Source organism: Planctellipticum variicoloris (genome assembly GCF_030622045.1).
In the GTDB taxonomy this organism is placed as follows: domain Bacteria; phylum Planctomycetota; class Planctomycetia; order Planctomycetales; family Planctomycetaceae; genus Planctellipticum; species Planctellipticum variicoloris.
This window is the reverse complement of sequence record NZ_CP130886.1, coordinates 2,897,579-2,922,798: the sequence shown is the minus strand read 5'-3', so window position 1 is coordinate 2,922,798 and position 25,220 is coordinate 2,897,579. Positions and strand designations below refer to the sequence as shown.

At 64.8% G+C, this 25,220-nt stretch carries 17 protein-coding genes; 2 read left to right on the top strand and 15 right to left on the bottom strand.

Annotated features, from left to right (window positions below; genetic code table 11):
- Positions 1-100 precede the first annotated feature (100 nt).
- Together SH412_RS11360 and bioB are read right to left on the bottom strand one after the other, a co-directional pair.
- On the bottom strand, positions 101-547 hold the full coding sequence (locus tag SH412_RS11360) for a zinc ribbon domain-containing protein (protein ID WP_336523631.1): 447 nt from the start codon (positions 545-547) through the stop codon (positions 101-103).
- 155 nt (positions 548-702) lie between these two features.
- Positions 703-1,761 (bottom strand): biotin synthase BioB, encoded by a 1,059-nt coding sequence (bioB, locus tag SH412_RS11355; RefSeq protein WP_336523630.1) that lies wholly within the window; start codon positions 1,759-1,761, stop codon positions 703-705.
- 373 nt (positions 1,762-2,134) lie between these two features.
- On the opposite strand from bioB, the gene SH412_RS11350 reads away from it, so the two are divergent.
- Positions 2,135-3,151, top strand: a complete 1,017-nt coding sequence (locus SH412_RS11350) for a hypothetical protein (RefSeq protein ID WP_336523629.1) — start codon at positions 2,135-2,137, stop codon at positions 3,149-3,151.
- A 55-nt stretch (positions 3,152-3,206) separates the two neighbouring features.
- On the opposite strand, the gene SH412_RS11345 is transcribed toward SH412_RS11350, so the two are convergent.
- The 9 genes from SH412_RS11345 to SH412_RS11305 form a co-directional block, all read right to left on the bottom strand.
- Positions 3,207-3,701, bottom strand: a complete 495-nt coding sequence (locus SH412_RS11345; RefSeq protein WP_336523628.1) for a hypothetical protein — start codon at positions 3,699-3,701, stop codon at positions 3,207-3,209.
- A gap of 11 nt (positions 3,702-3,712) precedes the next feature.
- Positions 3,713-4,957: an MFS transporter gene (locus tag SH412_RS11340; protein WP_336523627.1), complete on the bottom strand. Its 1,245-nt coding sequence runs from the start codon at positions 4,955-4,957 to the stop codon at positions 3,713-3,715.
- A 128-nt stretch (positions 4,958-5,085) separates the two neighbouring features.
- Positions 5,086-7,431 (bottom strand): glutamine amidotransferase, encoded by a 2,346-nt coding sequence (locus SH412_RS11335; protein WP_336523626.1) that lies wholly within the window; start codon positions 7,429-7,431, stop codon positions 5,086-5,088.
- Positions 7,428-11,189, bottom strand: coding sequence for a coiled-coil domain-containing protein (locus SH412_RS11330; protein ID WP_336523625.1), 3,762 nt, complete (start codon positions 11,187-11,189; stop codon positions 7,428-7,430). The genes SH412_RS11335 and SH412_RS11330 overlap by 4 nt, the downstream gene beginning before the upstream one ends.
- Before the next feature lie 36 nt (positions 11,190-11,225).
- Positions 11,226-13,340, bottom strand: a complete 2,115-nt coding sequence (locus SH412_RS11325) for a BatA domain-containing protein (protein ID WP_336523624.1) — start codon at positions 13,338-13,340, stop codon at positions 11,226-11,228.
- Positions 13,337-14,254, bottom strand: a complete 918-nt coding sequence (locus tag SH412_RS11320) for a DUF58 domain-containing protein (RefSeq protein ID WP_336523623.1) — start codon at positions 14,252-14,254, stop codon at positions 13,337-13,339. Before SH412_RS11320 ends, SH412_RS11325 begins: the two co-directional genes overlap by 4 nt.
- Positions 14,255-14,369: 115 nt before the next feature.
- Positions 14,370-15,362: an AAA family ATPase gene (locus SH412_RS11315; RefSeq protein ID WP_336524160.1), complete on the bottom strand. Its 993-nt coding sequence runs from the start codon at positions 15,360-15,362 to the stop codon at positions 14,370-14,372.
- A 206-nt stretch (positions 15,363-15,568) separates the two neighbouring features.
- Positions 15,569-16,432: a DUF4159 domain-containing protein gene (locus tag SH412_RS11310; protein WP_336523622.1), complete on the bottom strand. Its 864-nt coding sequence runs from the start codon at positions 16,430-16,432 to the stop codon at positions 15,569-15,571.
- The gene (locus SH412_RS11305) at positions 16,429-19,014 is read right to left on the bottom strand and encodes a tetratricopeptide repeat protein (RefSeq protein WP_336523621.1); all 2,586 of its coding nucleotides are present in this window, start codon (positions 19,012-19,014) and stop codon (positions 16,429-16,431) included. The genes SH412_RS11310 and SH412_RS11305 overlap by 4 nt, the downstream gene beginning before the upstream one ends.
- Before the next feature lie 438 nt (positions 19,015-19,452).
- Here SH412_RS11305 and SH412_RS11300 point away from each other — a divergent pair, with 438 nt between their 5' ends.
- On the top strand, positions 19,453-19,857 hold the full coding sequence (locus tag SH412_RS11300; RefSeq protein ID WP_336523620.1) for a VOC family protein: 405 nt from the start codon (positions 19,453-19,455) through the stop codon (positions 19,855-19,857).
- Here SH412_RS11300 and SH412_RS11295 read toward each other — a convergent pair.
- The 4 genes from SH412_RS11295 to SH412_RS11280 all read right to left on the bottom strand — a co-directional run bounded on the left by SH412_RS11295 (position 19,815) and on the right by SH412_RS11280 (position 25,214).
- On the bottom strand, positions 19,815-22,061 hold the full coding sequence (locus SH412_RS11295) for a serine/threonine-protein kinase (protein WP_336523619.1): 2,247 nt from the start codon (positions 22,059-22,061) through the stop codon (positions 19,815-19,817). The two genes, SH412_RS11300 and SH412_RS11295, sit on opposite strands and share 43 nt — an antisense overlap.
- 97 nt (positions 22,062-22,158) lie before the next feature.
- On the bottom strand, positions 22,159-22,860 hold the full coding sequence (locus SH412_RS11290) for an RNA polymerase sigma factor (RefSeq protein WP_336523618.1): 702 nt from the start codon (positions 22,858-22,860) through the stop codon (positions 22,159-22,161).
- 123 nt (positions 22,861-22,983) lie between these two features.
- Positions 22,984-24,126: a TerC family protein gene (locus tag SH412_RS11285; RefSeq protein ID WP_336523617.1), complete on the bottom strand. Its 1,143-nt coding sequence runs from the start codon at positions 24,124-24,126 to the stop codon at positions 22,984-22,986.
- Positions 24,127-24,605: 479 nt separating this feature from the next.
- Positions 24,606-25,214: a sugar O-acetyltransferase gene (locus tag SH412_RS11280; protein WP_336523616.1), complete on the bottom strand. Its 609-nt coding sequence runs from the start codon at positions 25,212-25,214 to the stop codon at positions 24,606-24,608.
- Between the last annotated feature and the right edge of the window lie 6 nt (positions 25,215-25,220).

Sequence of the window (25,220 nt, the reverse complement as noted above, 5' to 3'; positions counted from 1 at the left end):
CAAAGTCTGTCCGAACAATCAGCGCATCAGATTGTTCCAACGGCAATGACTCTTCCCCTGAGGGCATCGGAGCCCCACATTCAACCGGGCGAAGCCGGCCCTACACTTCCGCCCCGCACATCGGGCAGATCTTTGCGTCGTCCGCGATCGGTTCGCCGCAGGCCGGGCAGGTGATGGCGGCTCCGTCGCTCCTGTAGTTCTCCACGTCTGACCAGCGTACACCGAGCAGTCCGATCGGGATCCCCGCCTTCAAGAGTCGCTTGGTGGCTCGGTCGTTCAAAATCAGAAGAAACAGCAGCGAGATGCAAGGAACGAGCAGCATTGTGAACGCGTAGAAGAGTGTCATCCAGCCGTCTTCGAGCGCCAGACACAGGCGAACCACGGCGACGATCTGCACGATCGCCAGCAGGATCGCCAACGCCGGAATGGCCCTGACGGCCGCTACAACGGTCTGTGGGTCGAACTTCGTGGTATTCAGGACGAAGCCGGCCCTGACCATGATGAACGCGATCGCAGCGACAATGATCCATCGCAGTTGCTTCTGCATCGCGGCAATCTCTCGAATCCGAGATGGAGCCGTCTGCGAAGCCATTGGCGCATGGTCCCGAAAGGGGCGTGGTTGGTTCTGGTGCCCCATTAGTGCACGCGGAACCTGCCTCCGCAACCCCCATCTGAAACCAATTCGGCCGGGGGCGCCCGGCCCTACACCGTGACCGCCTCCGCTTCCATCCGGCTGGCCTTCCACATCTCGTAGGCTTCGTGGTCGCCGATGACCACCTCGAAACCCAAGTCTTCGACCATGCGGAAGTCGTCCTCGGCAGGCTGGCCCTTGGTCGTCAGGTAGTCGCTGACGAACATCGAGTTCGCCGCGTACAGGCTCATCGCCTGCATCGACCGCAGGTTGACTTCCCGGCCGCCCGAGACGCGAATCTCCACCGTCGGATTGGCCAGACGGAACAGGCAGAGGGCCCGCAGGCAGGCCCGCGGATCGAGCTCCCCCTTCTGTTCCAGCGGCGTCCCGTCGATCGCGTGCAGGAAGTTCACCGGGATCGACTTCACTTCCAGCGCCCGCAGCTCGAAGGCGACGTCGACCAGGTCGCGCTCGGTCTCGCCCATGCCGACGATCAGCCCGCTGCAGAGCTCCATCCCCGCGTCTTTGCAGGTCTTCAGCGTCGCCAGGCGGTCGTCGTAGGTGTGCGTCGTACAGATTTCCGGATAGTGGTTCCGGCTGGTGTTCAGATTGTGGTTGATCCGATCGACGCCGGCCTCTTTGAGCCGCTTGGCCTGGTCCGGCTCCAGCAGTCCCAGGCAACAGCAGATGTGCAGGCCGTAGGTCGACTTGATCTTCTCGACGGTCTTCGCGATGTGCTCGACTTCGCGGTTGGAGGGCCCGCGGCCGGAGGCGACGATGCAGTAGGTCCGGGACTTGCTTTCGACGGCCCGGGCGGCCCCCTCCATCAGCTTGGTCTCGTTGAGCAGCGCGTACTTGGGGATCGGCGCGTCGGAGATCTTCGACTGCGAGCAGTAGCCGCAGTCTTCCGGGCAGAGGCCGCTCTTGGCGTTCTGCAGGAAGTACAGGTGCACCTTGTGCCCGAAATGCCGACGGCGGACGCGATAGGTGGCGGAGAGGAGATCCAGCAGCTCGTCGTCGGAGCTGTGCAGAATGGCGAGGCCTTCCTCGACGGTCAGCGCGTGGCCGGTCAGAACGCGATCGGCGAGCGCATGCCACCCCGCGGCGGCGTCGGACGACAAAACGGACATGCATCAATCCTCAAGCGGCAGTTCAGGTTACGGCGGAAATCGGAGTCCCGGCGCAGCGGGAAGTGTATCGGGAGGGCGTTGCGTTGGGCAAGGGAGGGAAGACCTCTCCTCTCGCAAAGACGCGGAGGAAGAGGAGACCGCAGAGGAAGACGGAAAAAAGAGGGGTGACCACGAATCGCACGAATGAACGCGAATCTAAAAGAGCAGAGGGAACCACGAAGGGCACGGAAGTCACGGAAAAGAGAGAAATGACGCGGAAACGGCGTGCCGGCGGTTGGAGCGTCTTCGCGAAGGCCCGGACTTCGTGTTTTTAACTGGGATGAGAGTTCGTGGAGGCTTATGCTGGCCGATTCCTCCAGTGAGGGATGTTCAGATGCGATTTCTCCCATTGATTGGCTGGCTGGCTATCGCGTGGCCTTGCTCCGCCGCAGAGCCGGCGCTGACCGATGCCGAGTTGCGCCCGATCATCGAGCCGTCGCTGAAACTGCTGACGCTGGCCGCGAAAGGTCATCTCGACGCGCGCGACTGCTTCGCCTGCCACAACCAGGGGTTGACGGTCATGGCGCTCGTGAAGGCCCGGTCGCGCAGATTCGCGGTCGACGAAGAGGAGATCACGTTGCAGGCCGAGGCGATCGCCGCGTTCCTGGACAGCAACCGCCAGAAGTACCGCGACGGACAGGGACAGGGAGGCCAGGCGAATATGGCCGGCTATGCGCTCGTCACGCTGCAGGCGGCCGGCTGGCAGCCCGATGAGACCACCGGGGCCGTGGCGGAGTATCTGCTGTTCCGCCACAAAGACCGCGATCACTGGCTGGGAGGGACCCGCCGGCCGCCGTCGGAGGGGAGCGCGTTCACGACGACCTACGTCTCGCTCGCAGGGCTGGCAGCCTATGGAACTGCAGGCCAGCAGGAGCGCATCGCCGCCCGGCGGACGCAGGTCCTGGAATGGCTCCGCCAGGCAGAACCGAAGGAGACCGAAGACCGCGTCTTCCGCCTGAAAGCCCTGCAGGTCGCCGGGGCATCCGCGGAAGACCGGCAGCAGGCCGCTCAGGAACTGCTGGCGAAGCAGCACCCGGACGGCGGCTGGTCGCAGCTCGACGCGGGCGAACCCGAGCACGCCACGCAGTCCGACGCCTACGCCACAGGGACGGCGCTGGTGGCGCTCTGCGAGGCCGGCGGACTGCCGTCGACCGATCCGGCCTACCAGCGCGGCCTGAGCTGGCTGCTGAAATCGCGGCAGCCGGACGGCTCGTGGCACGTCGTCTCCCGCAGCAAGCCGTTCCAGAAGTATTTCGAATCGGGTTTCCCGCACGGGAACGACCAGTTCCTGTCGTGCGCGGCGACGGCCTGGGCAGTGATGGCGCTGCTGGAGGATTGCGAGCAGCGGTAGTCGCCGCGCCGATCACCAGATCATGATGGAATCTCCAATCTCGCAGCCGACTGCCTTACGGATGATCGATCCGAGGCGTAGCGTTCAACGTCGATTTGCGGAACCGCCGGCCTGCGATTATCCCGAGCGGCGGGCCGAGCAGCAGCGCTGCGGGGACGCCGTACAGTCGCCCCCGATCAATCCAACGGCTCTCCGATCCCACGAACCGGTTGAAAGGCTGCTCATTCGTCACGAATGCGAAGAAGAGAGTGAGACCGACTACGAGCATCGCGCCGCAGACGGCGCCGCAAATCGCGTCGCGCAACCACGGGCCGTAAGATCCGGCTGCGATGTAAGGACCTGAAACCGCAAATACGACCGAAAATGCAGCAAGCAGCACCAGTCGAAACCGATCTTGTGTCTGTTCGAAGGCGAGGGGTGTGGCGAAATCGTCACGGTGCAGAACGATGATCTCCGTGAGAATGATGGCGTATCCGCCGGCGACGAGCCCGATGGCCGCACCGCTGAGCAGTCCTGCGAGAACGGTGCGAACCAGTCTGGCAGACATCATCGGATCTCCCATCACCCCCGCGCCAGCTCGGCCCGCGGGCGGATCAGCAGCACGAGCACGACCGAGACGATCGCCGCGCTGGCGAAGACGCCGAAGATCACGTTCAACGGCACCTGCGCATCGCGCATCCGGCCGAAGCCCCAGTCGGCGAGGCCGCCGCAACTGATGCTCACCAGGTTCATGATGCCGTAGCCGGTGGCCCGCAGTTCCGGGCGGACGATCTGGCAGAGGATCGGCATGTTGTTGCCGTCGAAGAGGCCCCAGCCCAGGCCGAACAGGACCAGGCACGCTACCGCTATCCCCAGCGAGCCGGCGTTCCCCACGCCGAACATCGCCGGGATGATCAGCAGCATGCCGATCGCGCTGACGTAGATCCGCCCGCGAATATTGGTGCGCATCCAGCGATCGGCCAGCCAGCCGCCGAAGATCGCCGCGACAATCGCCGCCACCTGCCAGTAGACCGCGGCCGAGACGCCCGCCTGGCCCTGGCCGATGTGGAATTGTTCTTTCAGGATGGCGGGCATCCAGTCCCGCACGACCCACCCGGCGAGCGCCGGCAGCGTGAAGTAGAGGACCAGCAGAATGAAAGAGAGGTTGGTCAGCAGCGAAAACATCGCGTCGGACACCGTTGCTCGCGCCACGATTCGACCGTCGGCCGACATCTGCCGCGGGGCGTCACGCAGCAGCATCACCAGCGGGACGGCGTAGAACATGCCGAACAGGCCGCAGGCGTCGAAGGCGAACCGCCAGCCGAGGTGCGGCGCGTCAGCGACGTAGCCGCTGAAACCGCCGGTGATCACCCCCAGGTAGATCGCCATCTGGTGCAGTCCGACCGCCCGCGAGCGGGTGGCGCCGGTGTGGTAGTCCGAAATCAGCGCCAGCGCGGCCGGGATGTAGAAGGCCTCGCTGATCCCCATCAGCGTCCGCGCCCAGAGGAGCTCGTTGAACGTCGTGACATGCCCGGTCCACCAGGTGACGGCGGACCACACGAACAGGCTGCCGCAGATGGCATAGCGCCGGCTGAAGCGATCGGCAAGATAGCCTCCAACGGGACTCAGGAAGGCGTAGACCCACTTGAACTGCCCGAGCATCAGGCCCCAGTTTTCGTTGCTCTGGATACTGGGAATGCTCTCCATCACAGAGGACTTCATCGTGGCGAGCATCTGCCGGTCGAGGTAGTTCAGCAGCGCCACAGGGAGCAGCAGTACAACAACCAGCCAGGCGGTCCGCAGAGAGCGTGACGAATCGGACGACATCGGGGGAGCACTTCCAGGAGAAAGACGGTCGACGCGCGAACGCACGTCATGAAGAACGTCATGAAGAACGTCATGAAGAAGAAGGCCACTGGTATCTCAGAATGCCGCGTCGGATGCCAGTGTAGACCTTACGGCAGGCCGCGCCAGCGGCGCACGCCCCACTCGCCGCACAGGCAGCCGACGACCAGCATCAACAGCCAGGGGCTGTGCCAGAGCGGCGACGTCGTCGCCTCGGTGACCGGCGCTTCGCGCGTCGCCAGCGAGCGTACGAACGCGTCGAGCCCGTCCGGCGAGACCACTTCGCCCCCCGTTTTGCGGGCCAGCTCTTCGAGATTGCGGAGATCGGGCGCTGCCGAGCGGAACTCGGTCGCGTCCGGATCGAACGACCACCCGGTCGTTGCGCTGCCCCCCGGTTTCCCTTCGCTGTCGATCAGCTCGGCGCTGGCCCGGTAGCGACCGCTCTGCCGGCTCCGGATGACCGCTTCGTAGAGTCCCGGCTCGCGGAGCGACGGTTCGGCGGGTTGTTCGAGCGTCGTCCCGTCCGGCTGCACGACCTGAACCGTCACGCCGGCGTTGTCGCGCGGCTGAAAGTCCTTATCCCGAGCGCGGACTTCCAGCCGAAGCAGCGGCAGACCTTGCGAGTCGGCTTCGACGGCCCGCAGTTCGGTCCGCTCGGGGACGTCCGCGACCAGCCAGCGGAGCATCTGGCGCCACGCCTTGCCGACGTCATCGAGGGGCTCCCCCTTCGCGGCCGTCTCAAGCTGCGCCCGCCAGAGGTCACCGATCAGCAGCGCCGCGCAGCGCCCCTCCCCAAACCGTTGCACTGCCAGCGCCGGCTGCTTCTGCCCGGATCCGTCCTGGGCTTCGGCGATGACGGTCGCTCCCGGTTTCAGGTTCCCGATCCGGTTCAGCGTGGTAAACGCCGGCCACTGCTTGAGCCGAACCTGTTCTTCGGTTTCGGTGGAACGCAGCCGGGCCCACGGCTGCAGCCAGCCTTCTCGCGACAGCGCCAGCCGCCAGCCCTGCCCTGCCGTCTGCGTGGTTCCCTTGTCGAGGTAGACCGGCAGCATCCGTCCGACGGGCGTCCGGTCGTACTTTCCTTCGCGAAAGCTTTCCTGACCACCCAGCATCAGCAGGCCGCCGCCCCGTTCGGAGACAAACCGCTCCAGCAGAGTCTGCTGCTCCGCCGTGAAAAAGTCGGCTTCTACGTCATCCAGCAGCACGGCGTGAAAGGGGAACAGACCTTCCGCGGTCTTGGGAAAGCCGTCGCGGAGTTCTTCGGGGGTGGCGGTATTGAGCCGGACGATGACCGGCTGATCGTAGCGTTCGGTCTCTTCATCGGTCCGGTCGAAACCGCGGAACAGGGGATTGGTGGCTTCGCCGTCCCGGCTCCGCCATTCGAACTTCGGCTCCTTCTTGGCGATGCGGATCATCGCGGTCAGGTCGATCTGCTCGTCGTCTTCGATCGACCGGTTGAGAAACTTGAACTCCCAGTTCGGCCGCCCGGAGACGTAGAGAATTCGGTATGGCCCGGCTCCCCGGTCGACGGTGATCAGCCGCTTGTTGTTGGCCAGCGTGGCCTCGACGGTTGCTTCGCCATCCTCGTCGGCCCGGCGGACTTCCAGCTCGTAGAACGCAATGCCCGGCTTGAGAGGCTTGAGCTGAAAGCGGAACGTCGCGGGGGCGTCACCCGCCGGCAGGACCTGCGATTCGGTTTTCGCAATTGCTCCGGTTTCGTCGCGAACCCGCGCGATGACCTTCTCGCCCGCCAGTCCCACCGAGCGAACTTCCGCCTGCACCGTGACCGGGGCGTCTTCGAAGGCCGTCGTCGTTGTAGTGACCTGGGCGATCGAAACGTCTTTCAGGCCCGAAGCCGAGCCGATCGGCACCGGATAGATCGGCGGCAGCCATTTAAGTTCCTCGTCCGGCGGCAGACCGTCTTCCGAGTGGCCGTCGGTCAGCAGCAGCACGCCCGCGAGCGGCCGATCCCGGAAGCGGTCTTTCAACTCGTGCAGCACGCTCGCCAGCCGGGTCCGCGAACCGTCGAAGGTGAGAGTCGCGAAGGAGGTCACGTGCTGCAGCCGATTGTCGAAGACGTACGGCCGGACGTCGAAGTCCTGTTCCAGCCGGACTCGCCAGGGGGCTTCTTCGTCGGCCAGGAGTTGCTTAAGGCCATTGCCGCGGTGCTCAGTTGCGCCGCGGTCGACGATCTGCAGGCTCCGGCTTTGATCGGCGAGAATCACGAACAGATTTGCGCCGGGCCGGACCCGCTGTCCGCTCCAGAGGGGTTCGACGAGGCAGAGGGCCAGCATTCCCAATGCCGCGATCTTCAAGCCCAGGCAAAGGGCTCGGTCCCAGGTCGGCAGGCCGATCCGGCGATAGGCCCACCAGACGGCGACGACCCCGACTGCGAAGAGGGCCAGAGCCCATCCCGCCCAGGACAGTCCGCCGAACAGCACCGCGCCGATGGTCATTCCTTGCCGCTCCCCAGCCGTTCGTAGTAGCTCTTCACCAGGTCGCGGTAACGCGTGGGGACCGGATCGCGATCGACCGGCGCCATCGATTCGTTGCCGGTTTCCCGCCGGGAAATTTCTTCGCCCAGCTTCTGCTGCAGTTCGACCAGCGGCTCGTAGACCGAGGTCTTGACCAGCTCCCAGTTGGGATCTTTCGAGTGCCGCTTGGACTCCGCCCGCAGGCTGCGAGCCTGTTCGCGGACCTTGGTGACTTCCGCCTGGAGCTGCGGATCGTCCACCATCGCTTCGACATCGCGGAGCCGCTCGGACCATTCGGAGTACTGCGAGGACGACATCGGCCCCCCTTGTCCGCCGGGTCCGCTGCTGTTGCCCCCCTGACTGCTCTGCGAAGCGGCCTGGCCGCGACCGGGGGCCTGCGGCGGTCCACCCCGGAGCCCTCCCTGCCCCTGCCCGCGCCCGGGCTGTTGTCCCTGACCCTGGCCGGCTCCCTGTCCGGGTTGCTGCCCTTGCCCCTGCCCCGGCTGCTGACCTTGCCCTTGTTCTTGTCCCTTTCCGGGTTGCTCTCCCGGCTGTCCTTCGCCCGGCTGCTCGCCGGGTTGATTCCCCTGCCCCGGTTGATTGCCTTTTCCGGGCTGCTGGCCCGGTTGCTGGCCGGGACGTTCTCCGTCGCCGGGTTGCTGGCCGGGCTGGCCTTTGCCGTCCGGCTGGCCGTCCTGACCCGGCTGCGGCATCGGCGATTTGCCCCCGGGATTCTGTTCGCCCGGTTCACCGGCTTCGCCTGCCCCGGGCTTCCCTTCACCGGCCGCTGCAGACTGCTGGGCGGCGAGTTCCTGCTGCAGTTCCTGGGACAGCTCCGCCAGCTCCCGCCGGGCCCGTTTCATGGCCTCGACGTCATCTCCCAGCACCGACTCCGCGGCCTGTTCGATCCCGGTCCGGAGCTGGTCGATCCCTTGCCGGGCTTGCGCTTCCGACTCGCTCGCCTCGGGCAGGAAACCCTGCTGCAGCAATCGCGTGGTCAGATCGAGCGCCTGATCGGTCTTCTGCTCGCGGGCCTTCCGGAGCGAATCGTAGAGCTGCTTCGAGGCGAGCGGCTCGGCGGTCTCGGCTTCCTGCACCATCTGCCGGGCCGATTCGACGAGCTGTTCGAGTTGCTGCTTCTGATCGACGAACTCCCGCTGCAGCGCCTGCCGGTCCTGCGACTGCCGCAGCGACTGCTTCGGCTGGTTCTGCAGGTTTTCGAGCTGCTGGCCGAGCTGTTCCTCGCGATCAGACAGCTCCCGCGCCTGCTGCCGCAGCTCCCGCAGGGCCTCGCTGAATTGCGACGACGTCTTCCGGCGGAACTCGTCCTGCATCTCCTGCAGTTCGCGGGCGGCCCGCGTTCCCGAGTTGATTGCCTGCGACAACTGCCCTTCTTTGAGGGCGTCGGTCGCCTGCAGCAGGTTCTTGCGGGTCTCTTCGAGCTGCTGCCGGGTCTCGGCGAGTTCGTCCTGCTGGCTCGACCGGTTCATGCGGTTCCGCAGTGCATCGGCGTCCTGCAGCATCTGCTGCTGCTCTTCCCGTAGCCGCTTGAGCTGGCGGTCGATCTCTTCCTGATCCTTCGCCGACGCCGCGGTCCGCAGCTCGGCTTCCAACTCCTTGAGCTTGTCGGTCAGATCCTGCTGTCGCCGGGCCAGCTCTTTCAGCCGGTCGAGAATCTGCAACTGTTCCTGATTGACAGTCTGCGGCTGTTCGCCGGCCTGACGCTTTTGTTCGTAGCGGTTCTGCTTATTCGACAGTTCGAGCTGCGAGAGCTGCTGTTGCGATGCGCTGGAACTGCCGCTGCTCGACCCGGTGCCGCTCTGCTGCCCCTTCTGAATCTCGTGCTCGCGGGCCTTTAACCGCAGCAGATTCTGGTAAGCGGACTGCTCTGCCGGCAGCGCCGTCATCAAGGCCTCTCGCCCCTTGTCGGGAACGGTTTCAAGCAGCTTTTCGGCGGCGGTCATCCGTTCGACGATTGCGTCGACGATCGGCGTCAGCTTGGGGTTCTGCAGCTTCTCCGCGAGCCCCTGCGCCTTTTCGAGGGCCTGCTGCTGCGATTCAGTCAGCACCTCGCCGGCTTCACGATTCTCGGCGGTGAGTGGGATCTTGGCGCTGCGGATCAGATTCCAGGTTCCCGCGATAATCTGCTTCTGCAGCTCGACGAGCTGTTCCATTTCCTGTTGCTGCTGGCTGCTTCCGCCGGCCTGCATCGCCCCGCCGCCCGGCTGCTCCTCCCCTTCCCGGAAAAGCTCCTCCAGCGGTCGGATCTCGGCGAAAAACATCTCGCCCAGCGTCCGCCGGCGCTGGCCGTCCGGTCCGAAGTCGTCGGCATACAGGTGGTACGACACCAGGTCGTCCGGTTGGACCTGCAAGTCTTCCATCGCCTGGAGATGCTGCAGTTTGACGGAGACCTCCGCGTCGACTGCATCACCCAGCTTCAACGAGACCGGCTCACGACCGGCGACAGAGACCGCCAGCCCGTACTCCAGCAGCCCGAAGTCATCGTGAATCGAACCGGCCAGGGCCAGCTCTTCTAGCGGCGACAGCCGCGTGTCCTGCCCCGGGAACGCCAGCTTCAGTTCGGGCGGTCGGTTCGGCAGGAACTCAACGCGGAACTCCTCCGGATCCCGGTTGGCCCGTCCCTTCTCATCTTTCAATTCGAGCAGCCACAACTGCCGGCCGGGCTCGGACCCGTTGATCACCACTTCCCAGCCGAGCAGTTTCCCGGCCGTCGGCTGCAAGTCCAGGGCGGAACCGTCCTTCGCCACCAGGCGGACGGTTGCCAGCGGCTTGTTGACCTGCAGACGAATCGTCACTTTGGAACCTTCGACCGCAGTGACGTCGAAGGCCTCCGACAGGACTCGTTCCCCTTCGGCAACGTACGTCGGAGGCTGAACGGCGATTTCCGAGCGTTCCAGTCGGGGGAGATCAAACGTCATCAGCGAGAACGTTTCCGACAGATGCCCGTCGTACTCGATCCGATAGCTGCCGTTCGTCTGCAGATCCGCGAGGCGCCCCCCGAACACCGGGTCGTCCAGGCTCTTCTGCAGTGGGATCCGCTCGGGTTCGGTCCCTTCCGCCGTCCAGATTAACGTCACTTCGCCCGGCACCTGCTTCGGAAAACGGGCCAGCACCAGCAACGGCGCTCCCCGCTCTACCTCGGCCGTTCCCGGTTCGACTTCAATGGGAAAGGCCGGCGCACCGAGCAGTTTGGCCAGCGTCGACGGCGCCGCATTGGCCCGCGGTGGCGTCTGCCGGGAAAGGTTGACCAGCATCAGCAGCAGGAGCGCCAGCGCCGCCGTTTGCAGCAGTCCGTTTCGCCACATCCGCGAACCGGGGATCGCAGTGAACCACGGATAGGCCCGGCCGTGACAGGTCGCTTCCCACACGACCCGCTGCTGCAGCACATTGAGCCGGCCGGTCAGCACATCGGGAGACTGTTCGAGGGCCGTCAGCAGTCGGGAGTCGAGATCCGGGTAAGCCCGTTCGATCGATCGGGCGGCCTCGATCGGTTCCGCCCTACGCGTGCCCTGCACCAGCCAGACCGTGATGGCCCCCGCCACCGCCGCCAGACCAAGCAGCATGGCGAGTCCAGCCGGCGCGGCGGGAACAGTCCATGCGATCAGCCACGTGACGCCGGCCATCACCAGCCACAGGACCGTCAGCCGCCGGTACAGACGCAGGCGTTCGAGCCGGCCGATCACCGGTCGCAATTGCTGCTGCAGTTGTTGCATCGACATGGTCGCTCCTCCGGAGCGGATTCAGGAATTCGACTTTCAGGCGATCTGGCCCGACGAAGTCTGTGCGTCCGCCGACCCTGCTTGTGAATCGTCTGCGGATCTGCCCGGAACAGACCGCCGGGCCAGCAGCGTCTCGCCCACCAGAAACACCATCGCCGCGATCAGTCCCCAGCGCCAGAGCTGCTGCGACTGTTCGATCTCTTCCCGCTGCATGAGCTGCTGACGCGCGACAATTTCTTCTTCGGTTAGCTCGCGCACGTTCGACTTGAGAGGCACCCCCAGCGTTTCCAGTTGTTCCGGCGCCAGCGGCACGGTCCGGCTTTCCAGCGGCGGCACGTTGACCGCAAACCGCCAGGACGTCGTCCCCTGCTTCACCGTGTACAGGCCCGGTTCGGTCGTGGCGACGAACTCCGTCGCACCCGGCGTTACCGTCTCGGAAGTCCCGTTCGGACCGCGAATCTCCATCGCGGCGATGTCCGCCGGACCGTGAATCGCCGGGAGCGGAACGGGCTGATCGACGATGTAGCTGAGCGGCCGCGGTTCCACGCCGGTCGTCAGTTCCAGCAGCCGCAGCAACAGCGGCGGAAACTTCGACGAGCGGGCGAGCTGACTGTCCGCCGGATGCCACCCCGACGTCCAGAGCACCACCCGGCCGTTCCCGCGAGACCATTCGACCCAGGCCGGCGCCCCGGCGTCGAATCGCGCCAGCACCCGCGGCGTCTCGGTCTGCGGAAACTGCAGCGCGCGATACTTCCAGAAGTGAATTCCAGTGAAGTCCGCAAACCGGGCCTGCGCGAATGGAGCTAACAGCGGATGCTCGAAGTCCACGTCCGCCAGCATCGTGTACCTGGGAACGTTCCCGTCCGTCGCAGTGACTCCCGCCACGCCCGCGGCCTCCAGCAGCGGCGTAACATCCCCGGCCTTCCGCGGCGCGGCCAGAACCGTGCCCCCCTCCTCGATCCACGCCTTCAGCCACGGCGCCGGAGCGGCGGGCGGCTCGGTCAGCACGACCAGACTCGGCCGATCGACGCCCAGCCCGTCGAGCCCGACGAACTCGATATCAAACTGCGCTGTCGCCGTCAGCGCCCGCTGCAGATAGAACCGCGGTTGCTCGCTGTCATCGGCCGGCTCGGTCCCTCCGTAGACGATGACTTCGCGCGGGCGAACCGGCTCGGCGATCCACAAGACGTTGTCGAACGGGGCATCGTCTCCCTCCAGCACCAGCTCGCTCGCGTCGTCCGGGCGCGGAGGCGGAACGATCACCCGGCTCTGCCCGGCGGGAACGTGCAGGGTCGCTGGCTCCAGCCCGGTCCGCGACGTCGCCCAGCGGAGACGGAACTCGTCCCGCTGGCTGTCGGAGGCGTTGCTGACGCGGACTCGCAGCTTGTCGTCCGGGCGATCCGGCGTCCGCTCGACGAGTTGCAGTCCCGCATTCGTCCCCGCGGTCGCTGTTGCATTCAGCAGCACCACCCGGCAGCCGTCGGGCCATTCCAGTGCGGCGAGGGCCTCGGTCTTCGAGCCATCGGCCAGATCGGACAGCAGCCAGACCTCCACCGGGCCGGGTTGCTTCTGGCTGGCCAGAGCTTCCTGCAAGGCTCCGACAGTCTGCGTCAGACCCAATCCTAGATCAGCCTGACTCCATTCCGGATGCAGGTCCTTCCAGCGGCTCTCCACGAGCTGACGCCGCACGTCTCCCTCAAGAGCGTCCGTTTCGCGGAATCCGGCGACAATCTTCCAGCCGTCCGAGTAAGCGAACAGACCCAGCCGGGCGTCGCCATCGAGTGACTTCAACCGCGCGGACAACTGCGTTCCAAGCTGGTCCCACAGCCCGTCCCGCCGCAGGCTGGCGCTGGTGTCGACCAGGATCGCCACCGTCGGGACCAGCTTCAGGGTTTCGGGCGAGGCGATCACCGTCCGCCAGAATGGCCGCGAAAACGCCGCCGCCAGCAGCAGCAATGCCGCCGCTCGAAGCAACAGCAGCAGCCAGTGTTCGATGGAACTGCGGCGGGTGAACCGCGGAGGGGACGGCGACAGGAACATCAGCGTCGAGAACTTCCGCCGGCCGCGCGGCGTCCGCCGGAGCAGGTGAAACAGAATCGGGCCGGCAATCGCCAGCCCCGCGAGCAGGTACAGAGGCGCCAGCAGACTCATGCCAGCCTCCTTCCAGCCCGCGCCCGGCTCACGCCTCGACCCTGCAACCGCAGTCGCAGCAGCGACGACAGCGACTGATCCAGCGGCTCATTCGTCCGCAACACCGTCCGTGTGATCCCCAGCCGCGAACAGATTCCTTCGATCGCCGCCTGGTGAGCCTTCCAACGGGCGAGATAGCTCGACCTTGCCGCCGCCGGATCGACATAGAGCTGACGTCCGGTCTCCAGATCTTCGAACAGCTCGGGGCCGCCCAGTTCGAGCGTCTCTTCCGCCGGATCGACGACCTGCAGCACGAGGACTTCCTGGCCGCGCGCCGCGAGGCTCCCCAGGCTGACTTCCAGGGTCTCGAGCGGCGCCAGCAGATCCGAAATCAGTACCAGCATCCCTCGCCGGACCAGCCGCTCGGCAAGCTGCTCCAATGGTTTCGCCAGCAGCGTCGAGGCCCCCTGCGGGCTCTTTTCCAGCGTGACGAGAATCCGCCGCAGGTGACCGGCGCGATAGCGCGTGGGAATAAACTCTTCCAGGTCTGCCGAAAACGTCGCCAGCCCCACCGCGTCCCGTTGCAATGTCAGAAAATAGGCCAGCGTCGCGGCGAGGGTCCGGGCATAGTCGGACTTGTTCATCGCTCCGGAGCCGAAGGCCATCGATTTGCTGACGTCCAGCAGCAACTGGCAGCGCAGATTTGTCTCGTCCTCGAAGCGTTTGATGTAGTCCCGGTCGGTCCGGGCATAGAGCCGCCAGTCCAGATACCGCGGGTCGTCCCCTTGCGTGTATTGCCGGTACTCGGTGAACTCGACCGAGAAGCCATGATAGGGACTGCGGTTGAGCCCGGTCAGAAACCCCTCGACGACGAACTTGGCCCGCAGTTCCAGCGACTTGAGCTGGACGAGCGCGTTCGGATCAATCGAGTGCATTCCGCCAGTCATTCAAACCACCCAGACATTTCGAAAACACCAAACACCAAACACCAAACACCAAACACCAAACACCAAACACCAAAATCACCAAGAACGGCCGGCGGAGCCGGCCCTACCTTTCCAACAGTCGCCCAATGATCTGTTCGACCGTAATTCCTGCCGCCTCGGCCCGATAGTTTGTCAGAATGCGGTGCCGCAGCGTCGGCAGAGCCAATGCCTTGACGTCTTCCAGGCTCACGCTCGCCCGGCCCTGCAGCAGCGTTCGTGATTTCGCTCCCAGAATCAGGAATTGAGCCGCTCGCAGCCCGGCGCCCCAGCTCACGTATTCGTTGACGAAATCGGGGGTTCCCGGTTGCCCGGGGCGCGACGATGCTGCCAGCCGGACTGCATACCGCACGACGTCCTCGGCGACGGGGACCTTCCGCACCAGATCGTGAATCTGCAGCACTTCTTCGCCGGTGAAGACCGCCTCAATCGGAGCCGGCCGGCCGGCGGTCGTGCGGGTCACCACGGTGACTTCGTCGTCTTCCGGCAGGTAGTCGACAAACACGTTGAACATGAACCGGTCGAGCTGGGCTTCTGGCAGCGGATAGGTCCCTTCCATTTCGATGGGATTCTGCGTCGCCAGCACGAAGAACGGCTCTTCGAGCGGATATCGCACCCCCGCCGCCGTCACCTGGTGCTCCTGCATCGCTTCGAGCAGGGCTGCCTGGGTCTTGGGAGGGGTCCGGTTGATTTCGTCCGCCAGCACGACGTTGGCGAAAATAGGGCCGTGCACGAAGACCATCCGCCGCCGGCCGGTCTCGTCCTGTTCCAGGATCTCGGTGCCGGTAATATCCGCCGGCATCAGGTCGGGGGTAAATTGAATCCGCTGGAACTTCAGGTGAAACACCTGCGCCAACGATTTCACCAGCAGCGTCTTGGCCAGTCCCGGCGCCCCAGTCAGCAGACAGTGTCCGCCGGCCAGCAGCGCCAGCAGCAGTTGTTCGACCACCTCGGCCTGGCCGACGATCGTTTTAGCCAGCTCCTTCCGGATCCGATCGCGGCCGGTCCGCACCAGCTCCAGCACCCGCTGTTCCTGCTCGTCGGCAGAGTCCACCTGCATCGTCACGCTGGCATTCCTTATCTGCTGTCGTCGGCTTGATGATTCAGAAGTCGAGGAGTAACCACGAATCACACGAATGAACACAAATCAGAGCGATGTAGAAGGAACCTGGATTCGCCGAGACTCCAGCTTCAGAGCACTTCAGTCTTCATTTCTTTCATTCGTGCGGATTCGTGTCATTCGTGGTTCAAGTCTTGATCTTCGAGTCAGTGGGTCATCGCGTAGAACACGATGTTGATTCCCAGCGGGTAGGCCTTCTTTTCAGAAAACTCCGTGAAGTACCACGGGTCTTCCCCTTCGCGTTCCCAGCCGTCTCCCAGGTCGGTGTTGTGGCAGATCATCACCATCAGCCGGCCCTTGTCGTCGAAGATTCCCTTGTAATGGACTTCGCGCGCATCGGGCCGTTCCCAGGTGACTCCCGATCCCCGTCCCGCCTGAGCCGCTCCGATGCTGGGAATCTGCGCCTTTTCGGTCAGATCGTAGACGCAGTGGAAAATCGGATGCTCCAGCGGCAGCTCGATCGGCTCGCGCTCGGGAAAGACCCGCTTGATCTCCTGGTAAAAGTTGAACCACTCGTCCTCGCCCCAGAAGTCGTCCACCATCAGAAAACCGCCCCCCAGCAGGTAGTTCCGCAGGGCGGCGACTTCGTCCGGCAGGAACTCCAGGTCCCCCGGCTCGATCATGTACAGGAACGGGTAACGGAAGATCTCCGGATCGTTCAGCTCCAGGATCTTGCCGTTGGGGTCGACCTTGAGCGATGTCAATTGCTGCAGGCGATACGAGAAGTTGAGGTCAGCGTCGGGGTAGTCGGTCGCCCAGCGATTCCAGCGGCGGTACGAGTTGTACTTGACTCGCACGAACGTAAAGACGTCGTTCTTGAACTCGCCGTCGATCTCCCACGTCGGCACACCGTTCCGGTCGCCGGGCACGACGCCATCCATTCCGCCGCCGCGGAACCGGCCGCGCTGCGCGTGCGACAGTTGCAGCACGCCGCACACCGCCATCGCCAGCACGGCGATCCGCAGCAGCGTCCACCGTCCCGATCTCTGCCGACTCATCCGCTCCGTCATGGCTGGGCCTCCGCCGGTTTGACCAGCTCTAATAGCAACTGCTGTGCCTCGCGGAATCGCGGCGCCGTCTCCAGCGCCAGCAGGACGTGGCGTTTGGAGACCTCGAACCGGCCGAGACTCTTTTCCAGGACCGCGAGTCGATACTGCACTTCAGCCACGTCGTCCGGATCGAGCGCCAGCACCGCATTCCAGGACCGGACCGCAACATCGGGCTTGCCGAGCGACTCCGCAGCGATCGCTCGCGCCCGGTGGGGAGCCGGAATCAGTGGGTTGACCGCGAGTTGCCGGTCGGTCACATTCAGGAGGTGCTCCCAGTTCTTGTTCGCCTCTTCCAGCTCCATCAGCCGCAGATACGCCACCGTTGCCGCGTCGGCCCGCTGGACGTACGCCGCCAGGATTTCTCGCTCTTTCTCCGGCTGCTTCAGGACGCGGTAGACCGCCGCCAGGAGCTCGTAAGGACTGTCAGAGCCGACATTCTCCGGATACAGCTCGATCAGCTTCTCCAGCGTCGTGCGGGCCTTCTCGTAGTCCTGTGCATTGAGGTACTGTTCCGCGGCCAGCGTCAGCCCCTGGTAACTTGTCGGATGATCGTTCAGCCAGCGCGCCAGCCGGTCGGGATCATCGTCGCTCCTGATGGCCGACAGGTCGTAGGTTTCCCAGTCGAGTCCCGGGGCGAACTCCCGCGTCATTTCCCGCGCATCGTCGGCGAATTCCGCGTCGAGCTGCGACATGGCCGCCAGCCGCCGTTCGAGTGCCTCATCGATTGTCAGTCCTGCCGCCAGATCCTGCAGCACCAGTTGCAGCTTCTCAAAGCCATACTGCCGGATGATGTACTCAACCACCAGCGAGGCCTGGAAGTAGGCGAAGTTCAGATCGAGCGGCGACTCCGGCGTCAGAAACGCCTGGCTCATGTCCGGGATCGGCGTCAGTTTCCCGCCGAGGATCATCTTGCGGTAGATCGGGTTCATCCGCTGGCCCCAGGCGGGATTGGCCAGGCGTTCCTCGTAGACCGAAATCCCCTCGCTCAGCCAGCGCGGCATCCGGTTGCGGGTCTGCTCCAGCGTCACCACGTGACAGAATTCGTGCCACAGCACCGCCTGCCAGTTCGCCGGGGAAGCCGCCTGCGACGCGGGGCTGTTCGCCGTAATTACCCGTCCGAAGCAGACTCCCAGATACCCCCCGGCTCCCGGCATTCCGAACGTCCGCACGGCGAAGTCGTTCGGCTCGGGAAAAATCTCCACAATCACCGGTTGTTCGAGCGTCAGCCCGTACTTCGGGCAGAGGGTCTGCTCGGCCCGCTCCAGCAGATCGAGCACTTCCTGGCCGTAGATCTCCGCCTCGCGGGGCTCCATTCTCACGTGAAACCGGCCCCGCACCAGCGTCCGGTATGATTGAATTTCGTCCCGAAGCTGAATCAGATTGAAGAGCTGCACGTCGTACTGGTCGGCCTCGTGGGCCGCGACGACCTGCTTCCAGCCTGCGCCTTCTTCTCCGAGCCGCAGCAGATCGACGGCAAGCTGCTGCTGAGCCGGGATGTATTTGGCATCGAATTCCAGCGCCCGCTTCTGAGCCGCCGCCCCTTCGCGGAAGCGGTACTTCTGCGACAACTTCCGGCCGATCAGATGATCCACCTGCGGATTCTTCGGCCACGGCCGCAGCGCGGTGTCGCGGAAAATCGAGGCCCCCAGCGGTTCGTTCTTCAGCGTCGCCAGAATCGAACGAAATGCCCACAACTCCGGCCGGCGGGGATTGAACTTGGAAAAATCCTCCAGCAGCCGCTCTGCGTCGTCGTACATCTCGCCGTCGATCAACCGTTCGATCTTCAGCAGCCAGGCCCCGGCATGACGCGGGTTGAGGTCCAGGGTTTTCGTGAGGGCCGCAGCCGCCTCCCCAGGCAGACTCGACGCCAAGCTCCGCGCCAGTCCGAACTGCACTTCGGGGTCCTCGGGATAGTCCTTCTCGGCGGCCCGGAAGATGTCCGCCGCCAGTGCAAAATCCTGCTTGGCCAGCGCCAGCTCTCCCGACGCCAGTCGGGCGTCGCGGTTTCGCGGACTCTGCAGCAGAGCCCGGTCGAAGAGTTTTTCGAGCACGAGCCGGGCATCGGCCCCCTGCATCAGGGCTGCCCGTCCCAGCGACACCAGGCTGTCGGCGTCGGTATAGCGCCAGGCCGACCGACCGGCGAGATCGCCGATCTCGGTCAGGTACGTCGTCGCATCCGCCTCTCGGCCGGAATAGAGCGCCATCCGGCACCCGATTTCGCGCAGCCGGATGCTCCACATATAGCGGATCAGGCCGGTGTGCACCGTCTGCCAGGCGGCCTCGTAGTCCCCGGTCTGCCACTCGGCCTCGGACTTGTAGAGATACCACTCCTCGCCAAACGCCCGCTCGGCGATGGCGCGATCGCATTCTTCGATGCAGCCCCTGTAGTCTCCGGACAACAGGTTCTTGCGGACCCGCTCCAGGTTGACCGGCTCGGGCTTTGCGGCCGGGACAGGCGTCGCCGCAGCCGGCTTCTGCCCGACCGCCGACAGACTGCAGCTACAAACCAGCACCACCACCAGCACCAGCCGCGAGGCTGCCACGTCTTGCCCCCTCTCCCGGCGTCTTCGCGGGGAGAGGGCCAGGGTGAGGGCCGTATTTTCTTTCAGATGCTCTGCGTCGTTGCGTACTTCACTGCGTCTCTGCGTGAAATCTTCCAGACCCCTCCGACAAGGGCCACGACCAGCAACGGCAGACTTCACCTGCGACCTGAGCATCCCGCTTTAATTTCCATCCCGACGGCCGACGCTCCCCCGACCGTCCGCCCGGCGTTCGCGAAAAACGAATCATTCGCCTCCGTTTATATCGCACCGGCGGCTCGGACAGAAGCGCCAATTGTCAGAAGACTTGCGCCGGACGGCGGGGTCGGCGCGGATCTTCGGCGCAGGAGGAGGCTGAGGATTGAACCCCGGCGAACCGGGCTGGGTTTCGGTATCCTGTTCCGCGGTTCTGCCGGCACTCCGTCTCGGAGACATCTCCCCATGCGCCCCCAGCCCCTCCTCTGCGTCCACGACGTTGAAGCCACGAGCCGCTGGTATCAGCAACTGCTCGGCTGCCAGAGCGCCCACGGCGGCCCGGAGTACGAGCGGCTCGAAGCCAACGGAACCTTGATCCTCCAGCTCCATCGCTGGGATGTCGATCACGACCACGGTCCCATCGGTAATCCCGCGGCCAGGCCCTACGGCAACGGCGTCCTGCTGTGGTTCGAGATCGACGATTTCGACGCCGCCCTTGCGCGGGCCGAAGCGCTGCAGGCCGAAGTTGTCCTGCCCCGGCACCGCAATCCCCCGGACGGCGACGGCGGCCCCAACCACTGGGAGCTGTGGATTCGCGATCCTGAAGGCTACACAGTGGTGCTGGCCAGCCCGGACGGCTCTGCAGGTTGAACCGGCGCGGCTGGTTCGATTGTTTTGGCTGGCTCCCGCCGAGTCCCCCAGAAGCCCCAGAGGACAGCGGGAAGCGACATCGCCGTCGGCCAGAGTGTCAGTGCGACGGGTGGGGCGTGACCCCTGTCGACGGACATTGCCAGCAGCAGCGCCGCCGGAAACGCGACCGCGAGCAGCAGCAGGATGCGCGTGACCCAGCGGACTGCAGGCCAGCGCAGCAGCACGGCCGACAGTCCGCAGCAGAGCGCAAACAGGAGCTGCACCAAGGCCACTTCGCCGAAGCCGGCCGGGTTTTGCAGGTCGTACCAGTCCGACCAGCGGTCGGCCGCTCCCAAGGCTTCGCCAATCAGCAGCAGGACCGACATCAGCAGTGCCGCTCCCGAGGCGGCAAACAAGGCTCGTCGTGGCCCGGAGATCCGTGATGCGGGCTGGCCGCTCATTCGCAAAAGGCACTGCGTGACACCGTTCCAGACCAGGACGATTTCCCCCAGCACCCAGCCGACCGCGAGCAGCAGTCCCGTCGTCGTAAACAGCCGCTCGTGTTCCGCCCGGTAGCGACCGGAACTCAGGTCGGTCAGTTCCACCGTCAGCATCATCGCGAAGATGCACCAGGCCGACCAGACGACCGACCAGAATGCCCAGGCGACGACTCCCCGCGGAATCGGATGCCGGATCACCGCCGCGACGGTCCGCATCGCCGGGGCCGCTCGTTCGGGAAGTTGTGCGGCGTGCTCTTTGACCGCCGCGACCGCCGCATGAGCGGATGCCGGGCTTGGAATTCTGTTCCAGGTCGCCTGCCAGAGCGTCGCGGCTCCTCCGCGAGTCGCGATCCAGGTCTGCCGGAACCAATCCTGGATCGTCTGCCAGGCTTCTCCCTCCCGCCATCCGATCTGCCCGAACGCCGCTCGAGCCGGCGGATGTCGCAGCACCATCCAGGAGGCGACACAGATCGCCGCCTTGACCGGCCAGAGGAACGACACAGGGATCAGGCTGACGCATCCTCCGATCACGGTTGATTGAAGGTTCTCTCCAGTTTTCAGTGTCAGCCCGGTCCAGATCGTGAAAGCCGGGACCACCATCAGCAACGGCGCGAGTGGCGGGATCAGGAAGAGATACACCACGGTGATGAAGAACTCGACCAGCCCCACGATGATTAACGCATTGGCCGGCAGTTCCAGACTCGCCAGCACCCGCTTTCTGACGACGTCCGGCTCACCGGCGAACCGCTCGACGGGCTTCGTGGTTTTCTTCCCCCGTGTCTGCCGGATCTGCTCGACGTCGGTCTGCACATCCGTCGCATGTTGATACCGCCGTTCGGGCGACTTCTCCAGCGACCGCAACACCACGTCGTCCAGCCGGATGTCGAGCTGCGCCTTGCTCGACGGCAGCGGAAACCGTCCCAGCGGCAGTTCCCCCGTCAGCATCTCGTAGAAGACGACGCCGAGCGAGTAGATATCGGCTCGGTGGTCGACTTCTGTCGGCCGCTCGACCTGCTCGGGGGCCATGTAGTGCGGCGTCCCCATCACCTGCCAGGTGCCCGTCAAGTGCGACTGCTCGGCGTGTCCCGCCAGCTTGGCCAGCCCGAAGTCCGCAATCTTCACCCGCCCGTCGCGGGTAATGAGAATGTTTTCGGGCTTGATGTCCCGATGCACGACCCCCTGCTCGTGGGCGTACTGCAGCGCTTCGCAGACCTGCGGGACCAGGGCCAGCGCCTGGGTCGGCGTGAGCTGCCCGGCCTTTTCGAGCTGCCGCAGATTCACGCCGTCGATGTACTCCATCACGAAATAATAGACGTCGTCGATCCGGCCGAAGTCGTGGACGGTGACGATGTGGGGATGACTCAGACGAGCCAGCGCCCGGGCTTCGCGCTGGAACCGCTCGGCGAAGTTTGCTTCCGGACCGAAGTCGGGGCGCAGAATCTTGAGTGCGACAATCCGGTCCAGCTCCTTCTGCCGGGCCCGATAGACGACTCCCATGCCGCCGGCGCCGATCCGCTCCAGAATTTCCAGTTGCGGAAAGCGCGGGGCCAGCTCTTCAGGCGTGGGAGCCAGAAACCGGGGTTGATAGGGGGACGTCGCCGGGCCGGCCGAAGGATCCCGGCTCTCAAATCCCAGTTTCAACAGACACGCCGGGCAAAGCGGCGCGGCATACCCGGTGGGAAACGCGGTTCCGCATTGGGGGCAGTTCGTGGCGGAAGAGGTCATGGCGGCGGCCCCTGTGGCGATCTGTTGGAAGAGTACCACCGGGGACTACGCATTTCTCTGGGCCGGGTTGCTCAGATTTTATTTCCTGGACGCCGGGTCACCCGACCGCCTGCAGGAGCAATCGCAGTTCGTCGTCGACGTCTGCCGCATCAGCCAGCGTATCCGCCACCGCACTCCGCAGCAGTTCCCGATACCGTTTCCGCAGCCGATGAGCCGCCGACTTGATCGCCTCCTCGGAGAGCCCAAGCAGTTGCCCCAGCTCGACATACGGAACCAGCGACTGGTCCTGCCGCAGATGGGCTTCCAGGGCCGCGAACAGCGTCCCCTGCCCCTTCGCCTCGTACTCGGCCCGGACTTCGTCCTGCGTCGCCTGCAGCAGGGTCAGCGCCCACTGCCGTTCGAACAGCCGCTCCGGCGTCGCCACGTCGGCCGGCTCCAGCGAGTACCGCTCCTCCGCCCGGGCGACATCCAGCGACTGGACGACTCGCCCGCCTCCGCGCTTCAACGAAGTCTCCCGGCGGTGTTCCGACCGCAGAAAATTCTGAAACGACTTGAGCAGAAACGACCGGAACCGTCCCCGCAGCGGATCCGCCGCGGTCAAGACGTCCCCTTCCAGCACAAAGGCAAAGAACCCCTGAATCCGGTCCTCCACATCGCCGGCCGCGCACCCCTGCCGGCGGGCGTAGGCGTAGAGGGGGTACCAGTAGGTTTCGCTGAGCGCCCCGATGGCCTCCCGCGCGACGGAGCTCTGGGCTCCGCCGGCGGCCTGGACCAGACTCCACCGTGTGGTGTGGAACATCTTGCACGTCCCGCCCGGATTTCTCGCGACATCTGCCGGGATGGATCGAACCGGCGGGAGCGCCATCGCCCGTCGCGAGTTCGCGATTGTTGCTGGATTGCCGTGGGGATGCGAGCCTGTGGTTCACGCCGGTCCGGATTTGCCCGATTTCCACCTGCTCCCGGCCGACGCATCTCGATCGATGAACTGACTCTCACGGGTTCGGTCGCGGCGTTTGGATTGCGATCTGATCAGCGACGCCGCGATCCCGGTGGCCAGGATCAGCAGCACCAGTCCCAGCAGCGAAACATTGAAATGGTCGCCGAAGTACGAGCGGAACTGGTCCGCCAGGGTCATCTTGAGCCCGATCACCAGCAGGATCGCCGCCAGCGAAACCTTGAGGTAGCAGAATCGATCCAGCATCCCGACCAGCGCAAAGTACAGCGAACGCAGTCCCAGGATCGCGAACACGTTGCTCGTAAAGACGAGAAACGGATCCGCGGTAATCGCGAAGATCGCCGGGATGGAATCCCCCGCAAAGATGACGTCCGTCGCTTCGACCACCAGCAGGGCCAGCGCCAGCGGAGTCAACATCAGCGTCCCCGGCGCGGCCTGATTGACGGCGTCGTCCGGAAGGCGGGCTCGATGGGGAACGGCGGTCTCGCGGGACGCCGGAGCGCCGGCCCGGACCACGAAATGCTCCCCGTGACACCGGTTCGTCAGCGGAAGGAGGCGGCGGGCCAGCCACACCGCCACGTTGTTCTTCAGGTCATTCTTTTCGGACCGCAGGAACAGCATTTTGAGGCCGGTGACGATCAGAATGATCCCGAATGCGGGGAGGATCCAGTGAAACCGGGCGATGAAGGCCGCGCCGGCCGCAATCATCAGCCCCCGCAATATCAACGCGCAGGTGATCCCCCAGAACAGGACGCGGTGCTGGTAAATCGGGGGAATCGCAAACGCCTGGAAAATCATCGCGATCACGAAGATGTTATCCACGCTCAGCGACTTTTCGACGACATACCCTGTCAGATATTTCTCGACAGCGCTCCGGCCGTCATTGACGACTCCGTCGACAGCGTCGGCGTGAGTCCCCAGCTCGAACCAATGGCCGTCATAGCCGAAATACACGAATCCTGAGAACGCCAGTCCGAGAGAGATCCAGACCGCGGACCAGGCGATCGCCTCGCGCATCGATACGGCGTGCGCCTTGCGATGAAAAACGCCCAGGTCGAGCGCCAACATCAGGAGGATGAATCCAATGAATCCCGTCCACAGCCAGAACATGGCCTCGTCGTCTTTCCCGCCCTGCCGGTCTGAGGTGTGACGAGCGGGGCCGCTACATGCTGTTCGGGAATGTCCGAAGCTGGCATCCGCACGGTCGGCCTCTCCGACAGCATTCGCTTGAATTGGCGATCGAATCCGGAGCAACTCCGGTCCACCACTGTGACGCGTTTGCGCCGTTTCAACGTCGCCGGCCTTCGGCGATCATCGCAGATTGCCTGACTCTCCCTGCATTGCCGGGGAGAGAGTCATCGGAGTATTTGGGGCCGCGCCAAGACCGGCTCATCCCGTACGAGCGAGATGGACCCCGGCTCCGGCACAGCCAGACGGTCTGCCAATCGCCTCCCGCGGTATTCCTCACGTTAAGGTAAACAGCGGGACGTCGCGGCGGCGTTTCGCAGCCGCGGTCGTTCAACACGCGGCTACTTCAATTATATCGCACACGGTTTCAGGACACAGAAAAAGATTTGGTAGCGTCCTGGTCAGGCCGCGCCGCCGGGGGCCTGCACTTCCGGCGACGAACCATTTGCGACGGATGCGTCAATCGTCCGCAGTACCCGGCAGGGATTTCCCGCCGCGATCACTCCTGCCGGAATGTCCCGTGTCACCACGCTCCCGGCTCCGATCACAGTCCGGTCGCCGATCGTCACGCCGGGGCAGATGATCGCCCCGCCGCCGATCCAGCAGTCCGAACCAATCGTCACCGGCTTGCCCGATTCCTGCGTCCGCCTCAGTACGGCATCCAAGGGGTGCGTCGCTGCGTAAATCTGCACGGCGGGGGCAAACAGCGTCCGATCGCCGATCGTCACCCGGCAGACGTCCAGCACCACGCAGTTGAAGTTGAAGAAGACTTTCTCGCCGAGCGAAATATGGATGCCGTAGTCGCAGAAGTATGGCGGCTGCAGCCAGACCGTTTCACCGCCCGCCCCGAACAGTTGCCTCAGAATCTGCCGCCGGAGGTCAACATCCGACTCGCGCGTCGCATTCAGATCCCAGCAGAGATCCCGCGCCCGCTGCCGCATCGCGACCAGTTCCGCATCGTGCGGGTTGTACAATTCGCCGGCGAGCATTCTTGCAAGTTCGGTGGGCATCGATCT

What these genes read in the sequence shown, in the direction of transcription:
- SH412_RS11360 (WP_336523631.1), bottom strand. Translation starts at nt 547, where the DNA reads ATGCAGAAGCAACTGCGATGGATCATTGTCGCTGCGATCGCGTTCATC.
- bioB (WP_336523630.1), bottom strand. Translation starts at nt 1,761, where the DNA reads ATGTCCGTTTTGTCGTCCGACGCCGCCGCGGGGTGGCATGCGCTCGCC.
- SH412_RS11350 (WP_336523629.1), top strand. Translation starts at nt 2,135, where the DNA reads ATGCGATTTCTCCCATTGATTGGCTGGCTGGCTATCGCGTGGCCTTGC.
- SH412_RS11345 (WP_336523628.1), bottom strand. Translation starts at nt 3,701, where the DNA reads ATGATGTCTGCCAGACTGGTTCGCACCGTTCTCGCAGGACTGCTCAGC.
- SH412_RS11340 (WP_336523627.1), bottom strand. Translation starts at nt 4,957, where the DNA reads ATGTCGTCCGATTCGTCACGCTCTCTGCGGACCGCCTGGCTGGTTGTT.
- SH412_RS11335 (WP_336523626.1), bottom strand. Translation starts at nt 7,431, where the DNA reads ATGACCATCGGCGCGGTGCTGTTCGGCGGACTGTCCTGGGCGGGATGG.
- SH412_RS11330 (WP_336523625.1), bottom strand. Translation starts at nt 11,189, where the DNA reads ATGTCGATGCAACAACTGCAGCAGCAATTGCGACCGGTGATCGGCCGG.
- SH412_RS11325 (WP_336523624.1), bottom strand. Translation starts at nt 13,340, where the DNA reads ATGAGTCTGCTGGCGCCTCTGTACCTGCTCGCGGGGCTGGCGATTGCC.
- SH412_RS11320 (WP_336523623.1), bottom strand. Translation starts at nt 14,254, where the DNA reads ATGCACTCGATTGATCCGAACGCGCTCGTCCAGCTCAAGTCGCTGGAA.
- SH412_RS11315 (WP_336524160.1), bottom strand. Translation starts at nt 15,362, where the DNA reads ATGCAGGTGGACTCTGCCGACGAGCAGGAACAGCGGGTGCTGGAGCTG.
- SH412_RS11310 (WP_336523622.1), bottom strand. Translation starts at nt 16,432, where the DNA reads ATGACGGAGCGGATGAGTCGGCAGAGATCGGGACGGTGGACGCTGCTG.
- SH412_RS11300 (WP_336523620.1), top strand. Translation starts at nt 19,453, where the DNA reads ATGCGCCCCCAGCCCCTCCTCTGCGTCCACGACGTTGAAGCCACGAGC.
- SH412_RS11295 (WP_336523619.1), bottom strand. Translation starts at nt 22,061, where the DNA reads ATGACCTCTTCCGCCACGAACTGCCCCCAATGCGGAACCGCGTTTCCC.
- SH412_RS11290 (WP_336523618.1), bottom strand. Translation starts at nt 22,860, where the DNA reads ATGTTCCACACCACACGGTGGAGTCTGGTCCAGGCCGCCGGCGGAGCC.
- SH412_RS11285 (WP_336523617.1), bottom strand. Translation starts at nt 24,126, where the DNA reads ATGTTCTGGCTGTGGACGGGATTCATTGGATTCATCCTCCTGATGTTG.
- SH412_RS11280 (WP_336523616.1), bottom strand. Translation starts at nt 25,214, where the DNA reads ATGCCCACCGAACTTGCAAGAATGCTCGCCGGCGAATTGTACAACCCG.